This window comes from uncultured Victivallis sp. (genome assembly GCF_944391105.1).
Taxonomy (GTDB): Bacteria; Verrucomicrobiota; Lentisphaeria; order Victivallales; family Victivallaceae; genus Victivallis.
On the sequence record NZ_CALXSK010000009.1, the window covers coordinates 1 to 15,606 of the forward strand.

The following is a 15,606-nucleotide window of genomic DNA, read 5'->3' on the forward strand; positions in this document are numbered from 1 at the left end:
AGCCCGTGTCGGGCTGCCGGCAATATCGCCTTGAAGGCGTGGTGCATACCACCGGCTTAGCCGGTGGTTTTGATTTTGATCTTCCGATGACCTTCGGCATCCCGGTTTCATCTGAATTCGGGAATTTTTTCAGGAAGATTTTTTTATCTGTCTACAAAATTTCGGAAATCTGTCTACATTGTTTATAATTGATAACGAAAACAACATGGGACATCGGGCAAAATGATTCTGCAGGAACGATCTGAACAACTTTATATCAAACTGAGCCGGGAGTTGAAACGCTTCTCGCCCGGCAAACGATTTCACACCATCCGGCACATTGAACGGAAGTTCGGAGTCAGCTACCGGGTTGCGGATGTGACGCTGGACCGGCTTGAAAAGGAGGGGCTGCTGGAACGACGGGATCGCAGCGGGCTGTACGTCCGTTCCACTGCGCCCTGCCGTTCCGTGGCTTTCTTTTACGTCGACTGGCCGGAGGGCCACCAGCGGTACATCGCCGAACAGTTCGGCCGCGCCCTGCTGGCTCTGGGGCATTACGATTTTTCGGCGCTGCCGTACAACTACCAGTCGGATCTGATTCCGCAGCTGGAGGCGTGCCCGGCTGACCTGCTGGTCGTATCGTGGCCGGCCCGGCCGCTGAGCTCGCAGGAACTTGTCTGGCTGGGGCAGTTCTCCCGGCCGCTGGTGCTCTGCGATCTGAATCTCCGCGACATTTCGCACCACTGTTTCTTTGTCAACAGCGGTTATGTGTGCACGCTGGCTCTGACCCGGTTCCGGAACAACGGCCACCGCCGGATCGGCATTCTGCTTGCGGAGCCTTCTTTTGGCGGGAACTGGGCGATCCTGCATGATTTTCTGACCTTCGCCCCGCTGTACGATTGCGTTCCCGTTCTGATCGAGTGCCATCCGGAAAGCGGCAACTACTCGCCGGAACTGGCTTATCTGGCCATGATGAAGCACCTGGACCGGTTCGGACTGAATTTCACCGGGCTCTTCGTCATCTCCGGCTATGCGGCGCAGGGCGTTCAGCGCGCTCTCAATGAGCATGAGATTTCCGTTCCGGACGATCTGAGTGTAATTGTCTTCGGAAATCCGGAATTCACCGCGTATTTCACGCCGCCGTTGACCACGATCGCCGACGATGAGAACGCGATGGCCGCGCAGAAAGCGGACGCTGTTCACCGGTATCTGCAGAACCCCGCCTCCGGGCCGATCATCGTGGAATCCAGAGCGATCGTTTACGAACATCAATCCGTTCGCAATCTTCATTCGACCATCACAACCAACCCCAATTCAGAAAGGAACATGGCATGAGAAGATTCACATTGATAGAGTTGCTCGTCGTGATAGCGATCATCGCGATATTGGCGGCAATGCTGCTGCCGGCGCTGAATCAGGCACGGGGACGGGCGAGGGCAACCAGCTGCATGAACAATCAGAAGCAGGTACTTCAGGCGCAGGGCTTCTACGCCGCCGATTACAAAGGTTACTGGGTGATTCAGACCCCGTATGGGAAAGGTTCGTATGAGTTGTTCTGCACCCTGCTCAGCCACGCGGGGACCATTTCCGGGGCGCTCGACCTCGGAACGCCGGGTTACATCCCGCTGGATACGCTGATCTGCCCGAGCAATACGCTCGCGTATAAAAAAGGCTGGAGAGACAAATGGGTCACTCCGTTTTTCGCGGTTTACGGAATGCTCGAACCGAATACGGTCGTCAACTGGCTTTATGGCGAGGATATGATCGGGCGCGGCTCCGGCCGCTTCTGCGTATTCAAGGATCCCATCCGCATGCTTCTGCCGGAACGGGCAAAGCAGCCGGGGGCGACTTTCGTTCTGGCCGATACCACCAATGTCGGGCGGCAGGCGGAGTATTATGGCGGAGCGATGTGGTTCTCCAATGCCGCCTATCTCAACGACGGCGGCGAGATGGGGATCGTGCTTCGGCACAACGAGCGCGCCAACGTCGGTTTCCTGGACGGTCATGTGAGCAACATGAGCGGTTCGCAGCTGCGTGCGGACACCATGAATCGCGCCAAGGCTTACTTCTACTCCTCGCTCGCGAAAAATCCGCTGTGAGGAGTCGGGATTTTTACAACTCCGGAGAAGAGACTCCGGGATATTTTTCATTCAAGGATAAAGATCGGGAAAAAGTATGAATTTGTCTGTTGCATGTCGAGCGATGATGGGTCTTGCCGCCGGAATTCTTGCCGTCTGCGCCGCGGAAGAGGCTTCGGAGCGGCTGAATGATCCTTACGGGATTTGTGCGCATGTGAGCCGTCCCGATTGGGACTGGCCGTTTACGGCGCGCGATTTCGCCCGCATGAATGAGGCCCGCATCGGCTGGGTCCGGACCGACTGGGACTGGTATCGCGTGGAGCCTGCGCAGGGGAAGTGGAATTTTGACCTCTTCGACCGTCTGACCGCCATCGCGCGGCGGGACCGGATTCACATTCTGCCGATTCTGGGCTCCCCGACCTGGGCAGGAGAGGCGGTCCGGAACGGCAATTATGACGCCTGGTGCAACTATGTCCGCACCGTGGTCTCCCGCTACGGGAAGGATCTCCGGTACTGGGAAGTCTGGAACGAGCCGAATTACACGCCGTTCCTCCGGCCCGGAGAGCGGTACGTTCCGCTGCTCAAAGCGACCGCCGAAGCGATCCGGGAAGTCGATCCGGAACTCAAGGTGGTTCATGCGGCCGCCTGCGGAATCGACCTCAAATACATCGAAGAATCGTTCCGCGCCGGAGCCGGGAAGTACTTCGACGTCATGAATCTGCACCCCTACAACTGGAATACCACGCCGGAACGGCTGCTGCTGCCCGCGCTGGATCAGGTCAAGGCGCTGATGGCGAAATATGAGCTCGCCGACAAGCCGGTCTGGATCACGGAATCCGGCTGGTCGACTTCTCCGGTCGCGTCGGATTTCTGGATGAAACAGCTTCCGGCGGCTCTGGAGTATCTCAAAATCGATCCGGCAGAGAGCGCGGTCGCGCTGGTCTGCGACCCCGAGCAGGGGGTGAACGGATTTGCCGTCAACTCGGCCGCCGCCCATTTCCCGTTTTTCAAAGCGGCGGAAAAGATCACGCTTTCGCAGCTCGCCGACCTCGATCCTGAACGGTATCCGGTTCTGGTTCCGACCGTCCGCTGGTCGTTCCCGGAATCGTATATGCCCGATCTGGTCGCCTATGTGAAGAAAGGCGGGACGGTCGTTCTGCCGTGCGGTTTCCCGCTGCGATATGACATCCGATCGAAAGAAGACGGCACGTTTGAAAGCGTGGACACCGGCAGGAGACGGCTTGAGGCGCTCCATCTGGACTGGACGTCGACGGGGAAACTCTCCGGACACAAGGTCGCATCGGAGTTCATCGGCCGTTTCGACAGCAGAAACGACGGCGAAAACACGCTGCTCACAGATACGAATCTGAAACCCGGCGACCGGTTCATTCCGATGATCGAAGCGGGCGACGGCAAAATCCGGGGCGCAAAACTGGCAATTTATCAACTTGACAGCGATCTCAAAGGCAATGTGATCGTGAACCTCGACTGGAATCCCATTCCGCAGGTCGTCACCGAGGAGACGCAGGCGGAGTTTCTGCCGCGCGCATATCTCATCGCGTTCTCCCGCGGAATCGAACGCTTCTTCTGGTACAGTCTGCGCTCGAGGGGATTGCGGGAGTCGGACCGGGAGTCGCATTTCGGAGTCTGCCGTTCCAATCTCGAACCGAAAAAGGCGTGGTACGCTTACCGCACGCTCACGCGGTTCTGTCCCTCGGGGTCGACCGTTCCCCGGATCCGGCAGGAGGGAGACGTCTGGATCGCGCAGTGGACCGCCCCGGACCGCTGGAATGTCTGGGCGGTCTGGACGGAACTGCGTCCGCGTCCGGTCCGGATCCGGTTCTCCGGCAGACCGGTCGGAGTCTGCGATCACCTGGGGCAACCGGTTCCGGTACCGGCGGAGAAATTCACGGTCCGCCCCGGAATTACCTATTTTGCCGGTCCGGAGTCTCTGGAAATCCAGTGCTCGGAATGAGTGCGGACGGCGGGACTCCGCACCCTCGTCCGGAAGCACTCCGGATGCTCTGCCTGAAGTGGCTCTCTCTTCGGAGAGAGCTTTTTTCCTGTCGGGGGCTTTACATTCCGGAAAACGGCACTATATTATAAAGAAGTATATTTGAAAACAGGATTTTCTGGAAAGGCTTTTTTCCGCAAATGGACGATTCTTCCGACGGAGAGTTTCGATTATCCGGCCGCCTTGCGCCGGATCGATGTACCGTGCTTGAACAGGCCGGTAAACAGGAAACCCTCAATGTGCTGATCGATCTGCTCGCTCCATTTGCGGGACCCGGCGGAAAAGCCGGGCTGACCGATGCCATCCGCGCGCGGGAAAAACTTCAAAGCACCGGGATCGGACTCGGAATTGCGATTCCTCATGTCCGGCTTCCGGCCGCCGCCGATCTCACTGCCGCCGCCGCCCTGGTCCGCGGCGGCATCCCTGACTATGCGAGCATGGATTCCGTGCCGGTGCGACTTGTCGTCATGATCGTTGCACGCGTCGACCAGCATGAACTTTATCTGCGTATGCTCTCCCGGCTGAGCTCCTCGCTGAAGGACGACTCATTCCGGGAGAAAGTGTTTCATTGCGGTTGCCCCCGTGAACTGTATGAACTGCTCCGCGGGTGCTGAAATCGGATCGAACGAAGTCCGGCCGGTTGCCGGAACAACATAACGGAGAAAGGAAACAAATGATTCAGGAAGATGCGGTTCCGCAGATCGATTGGGGTCGTGCGGATCTGTTGATCGAACTCGCCCTCAACGAAGACCTCGACACCACCGGCGATGTGACCACCAACTCGGTCGTGCCGGAGGAGGCCGTTGCCACTGCCGTGCTGCGCTGCAAGGAGCCGCGCATGGTGCTTGCCGGTATCCAGATCGCGGAACGGGTTTTCAAAATGGTCGAGCCGCGGTTGCAGTTCCGAACCATGAAAGATGACGGAGACGTGTGCGAATACGGCGAAATCATCGCCGAGATCTCCGGCCCCGCGCGCGGCATTCTCGTCGCGGAACGGACGGCGCTGAATTTCCTGCAGCGGCTCTGCGGCGTCGCCACGACCGCTTCGAAGTACGCCGAAGCGCTGAAGGGAACCAAAACCGAAATTCTCGATACCCGCAAGACCACCCCGGGGTTCCGCAATCTTGAGAAGTACGCCGTCGCCGTCGGCGGCGCGACGAATCACCGCGTCGGACTTTACGACCGGGTTATGATCAAAGACAATCACCGTGAACTCGCCGCGATGGAGGGGGCCGGCGGTATCGCCCGTTCGGTGCAGCGTGCCCGCGAGAAGTATCCGGAACTCGAGGTCGAAGTCGAAGCCGATACCCTCGATGAAGTGCGCGAGGCCGTCGAGGCTCACGCCGATTACATCATGCTCGACAACATGTCCGACGACATGATGGCCGAGGCCGTGAAACTCGTCGCAGGCCGCGCGAAACTGGAGGCTTCCGGCGGCATCACGCTCGAACGTCTGCCGCGCATCGGCAAACTCGGCGTCGATTTCGTCTCGAGCGGAGCATTGACCCATTCGGTCAAGGCCGCCGACATCTCGCTCGACATCGAGGCGGAAAAATGATTGCGCGGTTGACCGGAATCGTTGCGGAATCCGGATTTTCCGCGTGTGTGCTCGATGTGCACGGCGTCGGCTACGAGGTCGCGATTCCGGTCTCCACGTTTGAGAAGCTGCCGCAGCCGGGCAACGAGGTGACGCTGCACATCTACACGCAGGTGCGCGAGGATGCGATCGTCCTCTTCGGTTTCGCCACGCCCGAGGAGAAAAATCTCTTCCGGCAGCTGCTCAATGTCTCCGGCATCGGCGGAAAACTCGCGTTGAGCGTGCTTTCGGCGCTGCCGGTGGCGAACTTCTGCGCCGCCGTGCAGTCGAGCGACGTAAAGACGCTTTCGCGCATACCCGGCATCGGGAAGCGGACTGCGGAGCGGCTTGTGGTTGAACTCAAGGATAAAGTCACTTCGACCGGCGCTGCGAGCGTTTTCGCCTCTCCCGGTGCGCCAGCCGCTGCCACGGCGGTCGGCGACGCGGCGCTCGCGCTTGAGCAGCTTGGATTCAAGCGCGATGCGATCGACAAGGTGCTCAAAGCTCTGACCGCAGAACTGCCCGCCGCAGAGCAGAGCAGCGAAACGCTGTTGCGACAGGCGATCATCCGGCTGAATTTTTGAGGGGGGGAATCCGGAATATGCGCACAAAAGCCCGGAAACTGCTCTACGCCGGAATCGCATTTTTGCTGCTGTTCGCGGTTCTTTATACCAAGGATGAGGTCACGCTTGCCGGCAACGAATCGTCTCGTTTCAGCGTGGTGCAGGCGTTCGGCGAGCAGGGGGTGTTCTACATCGAAGGGACGAATTTCGCCTCGACGGTCGACAAGCTCGAACGGAACGGGCATCTCTATTCCGACAAACCGCTGCCGTTGAGCTTTTGCGCGGCGTTGATTCACGGCGCGATCCATCGGGTGACCGGGATCAATTTCACGGAGAACCGGATGTTGTCGATCTACCTTGTGAATCTGCTGCTCTCCGGAGGATGCAATATTCTGCTTTTTATTCTGATGTTCCGCCATCTGAGGCGAACCTCCCGCGGACGGATCGAGTGGAAGTTTCTGCTTGCGCTGGCGCTGCCTCTGACCACCTGGCTCGGGAGTTATTCCGTGGTGTTGAACAATCACACCCCGGCGGCTCTGGCGCTCTTTGGAATGATCGTCGCGCTCGAGAAGTTCCGGCGGAAACCGACCCTGCGGGCCGCCGTGGCCGCCGCGGCGTGCGCCGGGATCGCCGGTGCGCTCGATATGCCGCTGGGGCTCCTCTCCGGACTGGCGGTTCTGGCGGGGATCTGGTTCTCCTCACCGGCCGGGACGGAAAAAATGAGGTTCTCCGGCGCGGTGGTCGTTGCGGGCGGAGCGATCTGTTTCGGCGTGCTGCTGCTGAATTTCATCGCCTACGGAACGGTTGTGCCGCTCTATGTCGCGGATGGTTCCGGGTCGTACCGGTTTGTGTTTCTCTGGTCGCAGTTTGGAGAATACTGCTTCGAATGTCTGTTCGGATTCCGCGGGTTGTTCAGTTATCAGCCGTTCCTGCTTCTGGTGTTCCCTGCGGTGTGGTTTCTGCGGAAGAGACTGCGCATTTCGGAGTGGTGCGGGGTCGGAACTGCGGCGGCGCTGATCTGTTTTTATCTGATTTTCACGAACGAATACGGCGGAGCCGCCTATGGAATGCGGTATCTGATTCCGGTCATCCCGGTATTCTGGCTGGTGATTGCGCGGTGGATTCTCTCGTGGCGTCCGGCGGTGTGGAAAACGGTTGTCGTGATTCTTCTTCTGCTCTGGGGCGGGGTCACGATGCTGGTCGGCGCTTACTGCCCGTTCTGCATTTCGAATGAGGGGCACAGAACGCCGAAAGGGCACTTCTCCAACGTGATCCGCAGCTCATTCTGGGGAAATCTGCTGGTGATGAATTTCGAACGGGATCCGGAGGGGAAGTACACGCGGATTCTGGAGGATGCCTATGGCCCGGAATATTCGTTTCTGCATATCTATCACTCCGGCATTCACATGCGCAAACCGGAACTTGTGGCGCAATTGCTGCAAAGTTCTCTCGCCGAACGCGTCGGAGTGAAAACGCCGGGAGAAACCGCTTCTCCCGGCGATGAACGCTGAATCGTCCGCAGCGGATCAGACCAGCGGCAGGAACGAATTCATGTAGATTGCCGCGACCGAGGTCGCGTTCGCGTAACCCGGCGCCTGTTCGAGCAGACTCGCGAGCGACGGTTCATGGATCGTCATGTCGACGAGCTTCTCCACATCCTCCTTGCGGAATCCGACGTCGCAGAGTTTCTGCGGAACGCCGCAGCGGACGAGCCACGCCTGAACCGCCTTGCCCGCGGCATGCGCCTCTTCGGGTTTCCCTTCGAGGTCGGGCGCCATCGGCTTGAGCAGATCCGCGAGAACCGCCGCCTGCTGCGGATAGATCGTCTGCACGACCGCCGGGAGCAGCACCGCCAGACCCAGTCCGTGCGAAAGCTCCGGCTTGAGCGCGCTCAAGGGGTGTTCCAGCGCATGCGTGTAGTGCAGCAACCCGTTGTCGAACGAGAGTCCCGCCAGCATCGAAGCGTAGAGCAGAAAATACCGGGCGGTCAAGTCTGCCGGATCCTTGTCCGCGATGGGCAGATACCGCGTCACGAGCTCGATCACGTCTTTCCCGAGCATGACGGCGTAGGGATTGGTCGACTTGCTGGTTGCCGCCTCGACGACATGGTTGACCGCGTCGATGCTGACGTAGCGGGTCTGGGTCTGCGAGAGCCCCGTCATCAGCGCCGGGTCGTCGATCGACCAGGTCGGATAGATGCAGTCGAATGCGATGACCGGTTTCTGCTCAGTCTCCGGAATCGTCAGGACCGCGAACCGGTTGACCTCGGTTCCGGTTCCGTGCGTGAGGTTGATTGCGACGATCGGCACGGCTCCGGTGGGCGTGAATCCCTGCGAAAAGAGTTCCCGCGCGGTTTTCCCCGGATGTTTGAGCAGAATCGCGGCGCTCTTGCCGGTGTCGACCGGACTGCCGCCTCCGATGGCGACGACCGCCTGAGCGCCCGCTTCCATGCCGAGCGCAGTCGCTTCATCCGTTTCGACGGTGGTCGGATTCGGCGTCACTTTGTCGTAGAGAACGTAACGGATGTTCCGCTGCTTGAGAATTCGTTCGACGACATCCCACGCCCCCGTACGCTTGTAAGAGCTGTGGCCGGTGACGACAAGCACACTCGTGATGTTCCGTGCGGTCAGCTGATCGGCGATCTCCGCGAAATATTCGATCGCTCCGACGCCGAAGTAGAGATCGGTCCTGAGCCGGATCTGCCGGACACTGTAGATGTCAATGCCGTTTTCCCACATGATGCACCTCCTCTTTGAATCGGTTGGAATCTGTTGCTAATGTAGCATTCCGCGGGAAAATGTCAAATCATCGGCACGGATTTTACCAGACGGAGAATTCCGGGACGTGATCCCGCAGAAAGCGGTCGTGCCGCCGGTATTCCGGACACATGCGCGCAACTTCGCGCCAGAAGCGGTCGGAGTGGTTCAGTTCGAGCAAATGGGCGAGTTCGTGAACGACAACGTAATCGACGACCGGTTCCGGCCAGAGGATCAGCCGCCAGCTGAAGTTGAGACTCCCGTCGCGGCTGCACGATCCCCAGCGGCCGCTCGCTCCGCTGATCCGGATTCGGCGGAAAGTGAGATGAAATCGCCCGGCCGTTTCCCGCACTTTCCGCTCGAGCAGCTCGGCCGCGAGATGCCGGTAGAGCGTTTCGATGTGTCCCCGGATCGAGGGCTCATCCCCTGCCGGCACGTAAAACCCCTCCTCGAATGCGAGCACCCGGCAGGTGAGGTGCAGCGGATACGGCTTCCCCAGCAGCAGAAAGGGACTCCCTTCCGTAAAGGAGAGAGGCCGCCGTCTGGATTCCGCCTGCTCGAAACGGATGCGCAGACGCTCGACGATGCTCCGGTTCCGTTCGAGGATGCGGGCGATTTCCGACTCCGTCACACGGAGCGGGGCAAGCACCGTCAGCCGTCCGTCTTCCGGGCGGATCGTGAATGCAATCCGCCGTCGCCGCGCCGACCGGACGATGACCGGCGCTGAATCGGCATCATTTTCCGGCGTGCTCATTCCATGAAGAGATTGCGGCTTGTAAAGCGCGGCTCGCTCGTCAGATGAATTCCGAGCTTCCGCAGCGCAAGTTCGTCGCCCGGGGTCGGCAGATGGCTGATGTGCATCTCGCACCCGGCGAGGCGCGAGAGTTTCTTCATGGCAAGCTGCGCGGCCGGATTGGTCGGGACGCTGACCGAGAGCGCGGTCAGTGTCTCTCCGAGATCGAGGCTGATCCCCTTGTTCTTGTAAATCTTCTTCTTAAGCTGGCTCACCGAGTCGATGACCTGCGGCGAAAGCAGAAAGAGATCGTCGGGCAGCTTCGCGAGAATCTTGATCGCGTTCAGAATGCAGCTGGACGCCGCATGGAGCAGCGGAGAGTTCTTTCCCGTGACGATCGTGCCGTCGGGCAGTTCGAGCGCCGCGCCGCAGAAGATGTTTTCGCTGCCTTTGCCCGGCTGTTTTTCCGCCTCCTCGGCGGCGGCGCGGGCGGGGGCGACGACTCTGCGGTCGAATTCGGTGATGCCGAGATCATCCATGAGAAGTTTGACCCGTTCGGAGGCGATCTTGTCGGCGTTGCCGAGCGCGTGGGCGCACATGTACTGGAAATAGCGCCGGATGATCTCCTGGGTGGCGGCCTGGCGGCAGACCTCGTCGTCGGTGATCGCGAATCCGACCCGGTTCACACCCATGTCGGTCGGCGATTTGTAAAGCTGTTCTGGCGGCATGATGCGCGCGCAGATCCGCTTGACCACCGGGAAGATTTCGAGGTCGCGGTTGTAGTTGATGACCGTCTCCCCATAGGCTTCGAGGTGGAACGAGTCGACCATATTGATGTCGCCGAGGTCGGCGGTGGCCGCCTCGTAGGCGATGTTGACCGGATGCGCAAGCGGCAGATTCCAGACCGGGAACGTTTCGAATTTCGCGTAACCGGCCTTGACGCCGCGCTGGAATTCATGATAGACCTGAGAGAGACAGGTCGCCATCTTCCCCGAGTTCGCGCCGGGACCGGTCACGACCACAATCGGCCGGTCGGTTTCAATGTATTCGTTCGAGCCGTAGCCGCGCGGACTTACGATCGTATCCAGGTCGGTCGGATATCCTTCGATCGGATGATGGGTGTAGACCCGGATTCCGCGGCGCGAAAGTTTGTTGATGAAGGTCTTGACGGCGGGCTGTTCCTGATAGCGGGTCACGACCACGGCCTTCACGTCGAGTCCCCAGTCGCGGAGGTCGTCGATCGTCCGCATGGTGTCGGTATCGTAGGCGAGGCCGAAATCCGCGCGCATTTTCTTCTTCTCGATGTCGCCGGCGTAAATGCAGATGATGATGTCGATCTTGTCCTTCATGCGCTGAAGAAGTTTGATCTTCGTGTCCGGATCGAAGCCGGGCAGGACGCGCGCCGCGTGGAAGTCACACAGAAGCTTGCCGCCGAACTCAAGGTAGAGTTTATCATCGAACTTTCCGGCCCGCTCCAAAATGGCCTGGGATTGTTCATGGAGATACTTTTCACTGTCGAATCCGGATTTCATAAAACTCCTTTGCATTCAAATGGTTCGGCCTTGTTCTGCGGGCGCATCGCCGTCCCGTTGCGGATGTCCGGCGCATAATATACCACCGGTGCCGGATGAAAGCAAGGGGGGCGGACGGGGTTCGGGGCGATTTTCCCGGATCGTCCGTCGATTTTTCCGGATGCTGCGGCAATGCGATTTATTACGAAAAAAAATCATCGCCCCGGTTGATTTTTTGTTTATCCCGGTGTATTTTTACCATTATAAATTTTGGAATTGTTTTAAAAACCGAAATAATATGGAGGAGGCCCGCCGCGCGATGAAGAAAATATTTGGAATTCTTCTGCTGGTGCTTGTCGCAGCGTCGATTTATACGATGTATTCAAGCCGTGAGCAGACCACGGAGGTGCCCGTCATCACCTGGCGGACGGATTCAAACCCGCAGCGGGAGGAGCAGATCATGCTGTTTCGGGAGTGGCTCGTGGAGAACGGTCATGTTCTGAAAGATTCGCATGGAAACGTGGTGACCTACACGGAGGAGGAGGCTGCCGCTTTGAACGAGGCGTATGGTCCGGTCGGCGCTCCGCTCAAGCCCGGTGATCTCCATTATGTCAAGCCCGGTTCGCCGAAGCCGAACGGCGATGTGCAGCTCGAGACGGCCAACAACCAGAGTACGCTCATCCAGGCGGTTTCCGGGATGGCCGGCGATGTTTTCGATACCTCAGAAGTGCTCGGCTACTCCCAGCTCGGCGTGGCGATGGATATCACCGAGGATGCGAAGAAGAACGGTTACGGGCTTAAGAACACCTATCCGGGCATGGCCGGACTCCTGAACGGCATGGACGGCAAACAGTATGGGTATCCCTGTAACGGCGCAAGCGTGGCGATGTGGATCAACCTTTCGACGCTGGAGAAGTTCGGGTTCAGCCGGCCGCCGCTGGAGTGGACGCCCGAGGAGTTCGAGAAGATGGCCATCGAGTATGTCAAAAAGGCGAATGAGGGACTTCCCCGTCAGGAGTACTTTTTCCTGCAGGCATTGGACAGCGGCTGGGGTGTGATGATGGCGATGTGCATCTCCCGCAGTCGCGGACTGGATATTTACAATGAAACCATGACCCGTTGCATCGCGAACAATGACGCGCTCAAAGATGCGATCCGGCTTTTCTACAAGTGGACTTATGTTGACCGGATTGCACCGACGGCGGCGGATGTCGCTTCAATGAACACGGATTCCGGATATGGCGGGGCGGATTACTCGAACTTCGTCTCCGGTAAATATGCGATGATCGTCATGGGCAGATATTGCCTGATCCGATTCCGCGAGGTGCAGGAGGCCCGGAATATGACGATTCAGTTCGGTGTGAGTCAGCTGCCGATGTACGACTATAAGAATCATCCGCTTTCGGTTCGCGCCGCGATGCCCTATCGCGGCAGCAAACAGCCGGAATTGACAAAACTGTTCCTCCAGTTTCTGGCGAGCAAGGCCTACAATCAGTATATCGTCGAGCATGCCGATGGGTTGCCGCCGAATCCCGACATCGTGAGCGCCGAGATGAGGGCGATCTCGACGAAGCGTCCGAACGAGCATGACAGCAGCGAGCTGGAATTCATCTGGGCCCGTACGATTGGGTTGCCGAGTTACTACAGCCCCTATGTCAAGACCGGTTCGACGAACTGGCTTCAGAACGGCATCAACCGTTACTTCAACGACCGTTCCTCGCTGGATGAGACGCTCGAGTATATCGAGACTCGCTACAACAGTGAGATCGAGATTTCAAAGCAGGCGAACCCCGCGATGATGAAAGCATGGGAGGAGGATTGGGCGCTTCAGCAGAAGATCGACGCTTTCAAGAAAGAGGGGAAGAAGATTCCGGTCGAATGGATCAAGAATCCTTTTTACGTGAAATATTATCGAGATCGGGGGATGCTCGATGAAAGCAATGCGACGGGGGGAAAATAGAAAATGGCGTTGACGAAAAAAGATTGGAAGGAGCTCTTTATCGGGATCGGATTCCTGCTCCCGAACATTCTCGGCTTCCTTGCATTTACGGTGATTCCGCTGGTGATGAGCATTTACATGGCGTTCACGGACTGGAATCTGGAGATGCACAACTATTTCCGGTCGGAACCGATCAGTTTCGTGTGGTTCGACAACTTCGTGAAACTCTTTTCCGATCCGGATTTCCCGCAGTATTTCGGCAATACGTTCTTCATGATGATCGGAATTCCGTTCGGCGTGGCGGGCAGCCTTGTTGCCGCCCTGCTTCTGAACATGGATTTCGTAAAGGGTGACAACCGGAAACGGCTGACCGTTACGATGATCCTGACCGCCGTCATGGTCTGCTGCTTCGGGTTGCTGGCCGTGCTCGGGCTCGGGGGAACCGGCATGACGATCCTGATGGTGTCGCTTGTGGGCGGCGTGCTGATTCTCGGCTCCATCGGAGGCAAGACGGTCTACCGCACGCTTTTTTACTTCCCCTACTTCACGGCGGGCGTAGCCACCTACATCCTCTGGAAAAAACTTTACAGCCCCGAGAACGGACCGATCAACAACGCATTGCGGCCGCTGCTCGACGCGCTGACGCCGGTGGCGATTCTCATATCGCCGGCCTGCGAGGCGATCGGCATCGGGCTGCTGGTGGTGGTCGGGCTTTTCTACCTCTGCATGGTGCGGCGCAAGCTGCGGCTCTGGCGTGACGGCGAGTCGGGGAGCGTCAGCATCTGGCTCGGAATGATTCTTTCGTCTCTGCCGCTGATTTTCGCCTGGTGGTGGGTTTCGCCGACCTGGCTGCATATCGCGGGCAAGGAGGAGGCGCTGTCGCTTCTGAGCCGCAATGCGAACTGGGTGCTGCTGCTCATGCTGATCTTCCTCGGAATCGGCTGGGGGAGATTTCTGTACAACTTCTTCTTTGTCGGGCGCAAATACACCTGCATCATCGACCGCGGCATCGGGGACTCCACGATTGTCGACGGTTCGGCGATGGTGCTGAACATGGCGCTGGTCGGGCTCTGCTGCGTCTTCTGGATTCTGCCGGAAATGGCTGCCGCCGAAGAGGGGCTCACGCCGCCGAACTGGACCTCGGATTACTACTGGGCGAAACCGGCACTGCTGATCATGGGATTCTGGGGCGCGATCGGCTCGAACAACATGCTGCTTTATCTCGCTGGACTCTCCGGCGTTCCGCAGGAGCTTTATGAGGCGGCCGACATCGACGGGGCGACTCCCTGGCAGAGATTCTGGAACATCACCTGGCCTCAGTTGTCGAACGTGACGTTCTTCATCATGATCATGGCGGTGATCGGCGGGCTTCAGGGCGGATTCGACATGGCGCGCGTGATGACCGACGGCGGTCCGGCCGGGTCGACCACGACGCTGGCGTACTACATTTACACGCAGGGGTTCGGTACGGGACGTCTCGGTTATGCCTCGGCGGTCTCCTGGCTGTTGTTTCTCATGGTGTTCATCGTGACCATGTTCAACTGGAAATTCGGCAACCGTTACACGAACGAGTGAGGAAGGCTCGGGTATCATGCAGGAAAAAAACAGATTCTGGGGCGGTTTCGCCAAATTGGTTTCTTTGAATGTGGTTCTGACGCTGATGGCGGTGCTGCTGGTGTTGCCGTTCACGTGGATGATTCTCGCGAGTCTGAAAGTCCTCGACGAGATCGGGTATGACTCGTGGCTGCCGGAGGTGTGCCAGTGGCACAACTACCGGGATGTGTTCACGAGAAAGGGAATCTTCTTCGGGCGCTGGTACTGGAACACGGTTTTCGTGTCGTGCTGGATCACGTTTCTTCAGGTGTTCACGAGCAGCCTTGCCGCATTCAGTTTTTCGCGGCTGCGCTGGAAGGGACGTGATCAGGTGTTCTTTCTCTATCTGGCGACGATGATGCTGCCGGGACTGGTCATGATGATTCCGAACTACCAGAACATGATTCTCTTCGGCCTGGTGGACTCGTATACGGGATTGATTCTGCCTGCGGCGTTCTCGGCATTCGGGACGTTCCTGATGCGGCAGTTCATGATGAACATTCCGAAGTCGCTCGACGAGGCCGCCGAGATCGACGGCGCGACGAAGTGGCAGCTCTACTGGGATGTGGTTCTGCCGCTCGCGCGTCCGGCGCTCGTGACGCTGACGATCTTCACCTTCATCGGCAGTTACAACAACCTTTTCTGGCCGTTGGTGCTGATGAAGACTCCGGACAAGTACACGCTGCCGATCGGCATGCTCTCGTTCCAGTCCTCGCAGGGGCAGGAGACGAACCTGCTGATGGCTGCCGTGGCGATGAGCGTGGTGCCGATGATCGTGATCTTCGTGCTCATGCAGAAGCAGCTTGTGAAGGGGATCATGCTCGGCGGCGTGAAAGGGTGAGTTCCGCGTTTTCCGCGGATGGT

The 15,606-nt window shown here is 58.6% G+C and carries 14 protein-coding genes; 11 read left to right on the forward strand and 3 right to left on the reverse strand.

Going from position 1 to position 15,606, the window contains the following annotated elements:
- The 8 genes from Q0K10_RS04660 to Q0K10_RS04695 form a co-directional block, all read left to right on the forward strand.
- On the forward strand, positions 1-188 hold a 188-nt coding region (locus tag Q0K10_RS04660; RefSeq protein ID WP_294503863.1), incomplete at its 5' end, for a hypothetical protein.
- 34 nt (positions 189-222) lie between these two features.
- Positions 223-1,314 (forward strand): substrate-binding domain-containing protein, encoded by a 1,092-nt coding sequence (locus tag Q0K10_RS04665; RefSeq protein WP_294503865.1) that lies wholly within the window; start codon positions 223-225, stop codon positions 1,312-1,314.
- Positions 1,311-2,078, forward strand: a complete 768-nt coding sequence (locus tag Q0K10_RS04670) for a prepilin-type N-terminal cleavage/methylation domain-containing protein (protein ID WP_294503869.1) — start codon at positions 1,311-1,313, stop codon at positions 2,076-2,078. The genes Q0K10_RS04665 and Q0K10_RS04670 overlap by 4 nt, the downstream gene beginning before the upstream one ends.
- Before the next feature lie 76 nt (positions 2,079-2,154).
- On the forward strand, positions 2,155-4,032 hold the full coding sequence (locus Q0K10_RS04675; protein ID WP_294503872.1) for a beta-galactosidase: 1,878 nt from the start codon (positions 2,155-2,157) through the stop codon (positions 4,030-4,032).
- A 179-nt stretch (positions 4,033-4,211) separates the two neighbouring features.
- A complete protein-coding gene (locus Q0K10_RS04680; protein WP_294503876.1) occupies positions 4,212-4,685 on the forward strand; it encodes a PTS sugar transporter subunit IIA in 474 nt (157 codons plus the stop codon).
- Between the two features lie 59 nt (positions 4,686-4,744).
- Positions 4,745-5,629 (forward strand): carboxylating nicotinate-nucleotide diphosphorylase, encoded by an 885-nt coding sequence (gene nadC, locus Q0K10_RS04685; RefSeq protein WP_294503879.1) that lies wholly within the window; start codon positions 4,745-4,747, stop codon positions 5,627-5,629.
- A complete protein-coding gene (ruvA, locus tag Q0K10_RS04690) occupies positions 5,626-6,231 on the forward strand; it encodes a Holliday junction branch migration protein RuvA (RefSeq protein WP_294503884.1) in 606 nt (201 codons plus the stop codon). Before nadC ends, ruvA begins: the two co-directional genes overlap by 4 nt.
- Before the next feature lie 17 nt (positions 6,232-6,248).
- On the forward strand, positions 6,249-7,721 hold the full coding sequence (locus tag Q0K10_RS04695) for a hypothetical protein (RefSeq protein ID WP_294503887.1): 1,473 nt from the start codon (positions 6,249-6,251) through the stop codon (positions 7,719-7,721).
- Positions 7,722-7,736: 15 nt separating this feature from the next.
- Here Q0K10_RS04695 and Q0K10_RS04700 read toward each other — a convergent pair whose 3' ends face one another.
- The 3 genes from Q0K10_RS04700 to Q0K10_RS04710 form a co-directional block, all read right to left on the reverse strand.
- On the reverse strand, positions 7,737-8,948 hold the full coding sequence (locus Q0K10_RS04700; protein WP_294503890.1) for an iron-containing alcohol dehydrogenase: 1,212 nt from the start codon (positions 8,946-8,948) through the stop codon (positions 7,737-7,739).
- An 82-nt stretch (positions 8,949-9,030) separates the two neighbouring features.
- Positions 9,031-9,720: a SprT family zinc-dependent metalloprotease gene (locus Q0K10_RS04705; protein ID WP_294503893.1), complete on the reverse strand. Its 690-nt coding sequence runs from the start codon at positions 9,718-9,720 to the stop codon at positions 9,031-9,033.
- Complete coding sequence (locus tag Q0K10_RS04710) at positions 9,717-11,231, reverse strand: DUF1846 domain-containing protein (RefSeq protein ID WP_294503896.1); 1,515 nt, start codon at positions 11,229-11,231, stop codon at positions 9,717-9,719. Before Q0K10_RS04710 ends, Q0K10_RS04705 begins: the two co-directional genes overlap by 4 nt.
- A gap of 298 nt (positions 11,232-11,529) precedes the next feature.
- Between Q0K10_RS04710 and Q0K10_RS04715 the strand changes: the two genes are divergently transcribed.
- The 3 genes from Q0K10_RS04715 to Q0K10_RS04725 are packed head-to-tail and all read left to right on the forward strand — an operon-like array spanning position 11,530 to position 15,583.
- Positions 11,530-13,170, forward strand: a complete 1,641-nt coding sequence (locus Q0K10_RS04715) for an ABC transporter substrate-binding protein (RefSeq protein WP_294503898.1) — start codon at positions 11,530-11,532, stop codon at positions 13,168-13,170.
- Between the two features lie 3 nt (positions 13,171-13,173).
- Positions 13,174-14,724 carry a carbohydrate ABC transporter permease gene (locus tag Q0K10_RS04720; RefSeq protein WP_294503900.1) on the forward strand — a complete coding sequence of 517 codons (1,551 nt, stop codon included), beginning with the start codon at positions 13,174-13,176 and terminating at the stop codon, positions 14,722-14,724.
- 16 nt (positions 14,725-14,740) lie between these two features.
- The gene (locus tag Q0K10_RS04725; protein ID WP_294503902.1) at positions 14,741-15,583 is read left to right on the forward strand and encodes a carbohydrate ABC transporter permease; all 843 of its coding nucleotides are present in this window, start codon (positions 14,741-14,743) and stop codon (positions 15,581-15,583) included.
- The last annotated feature ends 23 nt before the right edge of the window (positions 15,584-15,606 follow it).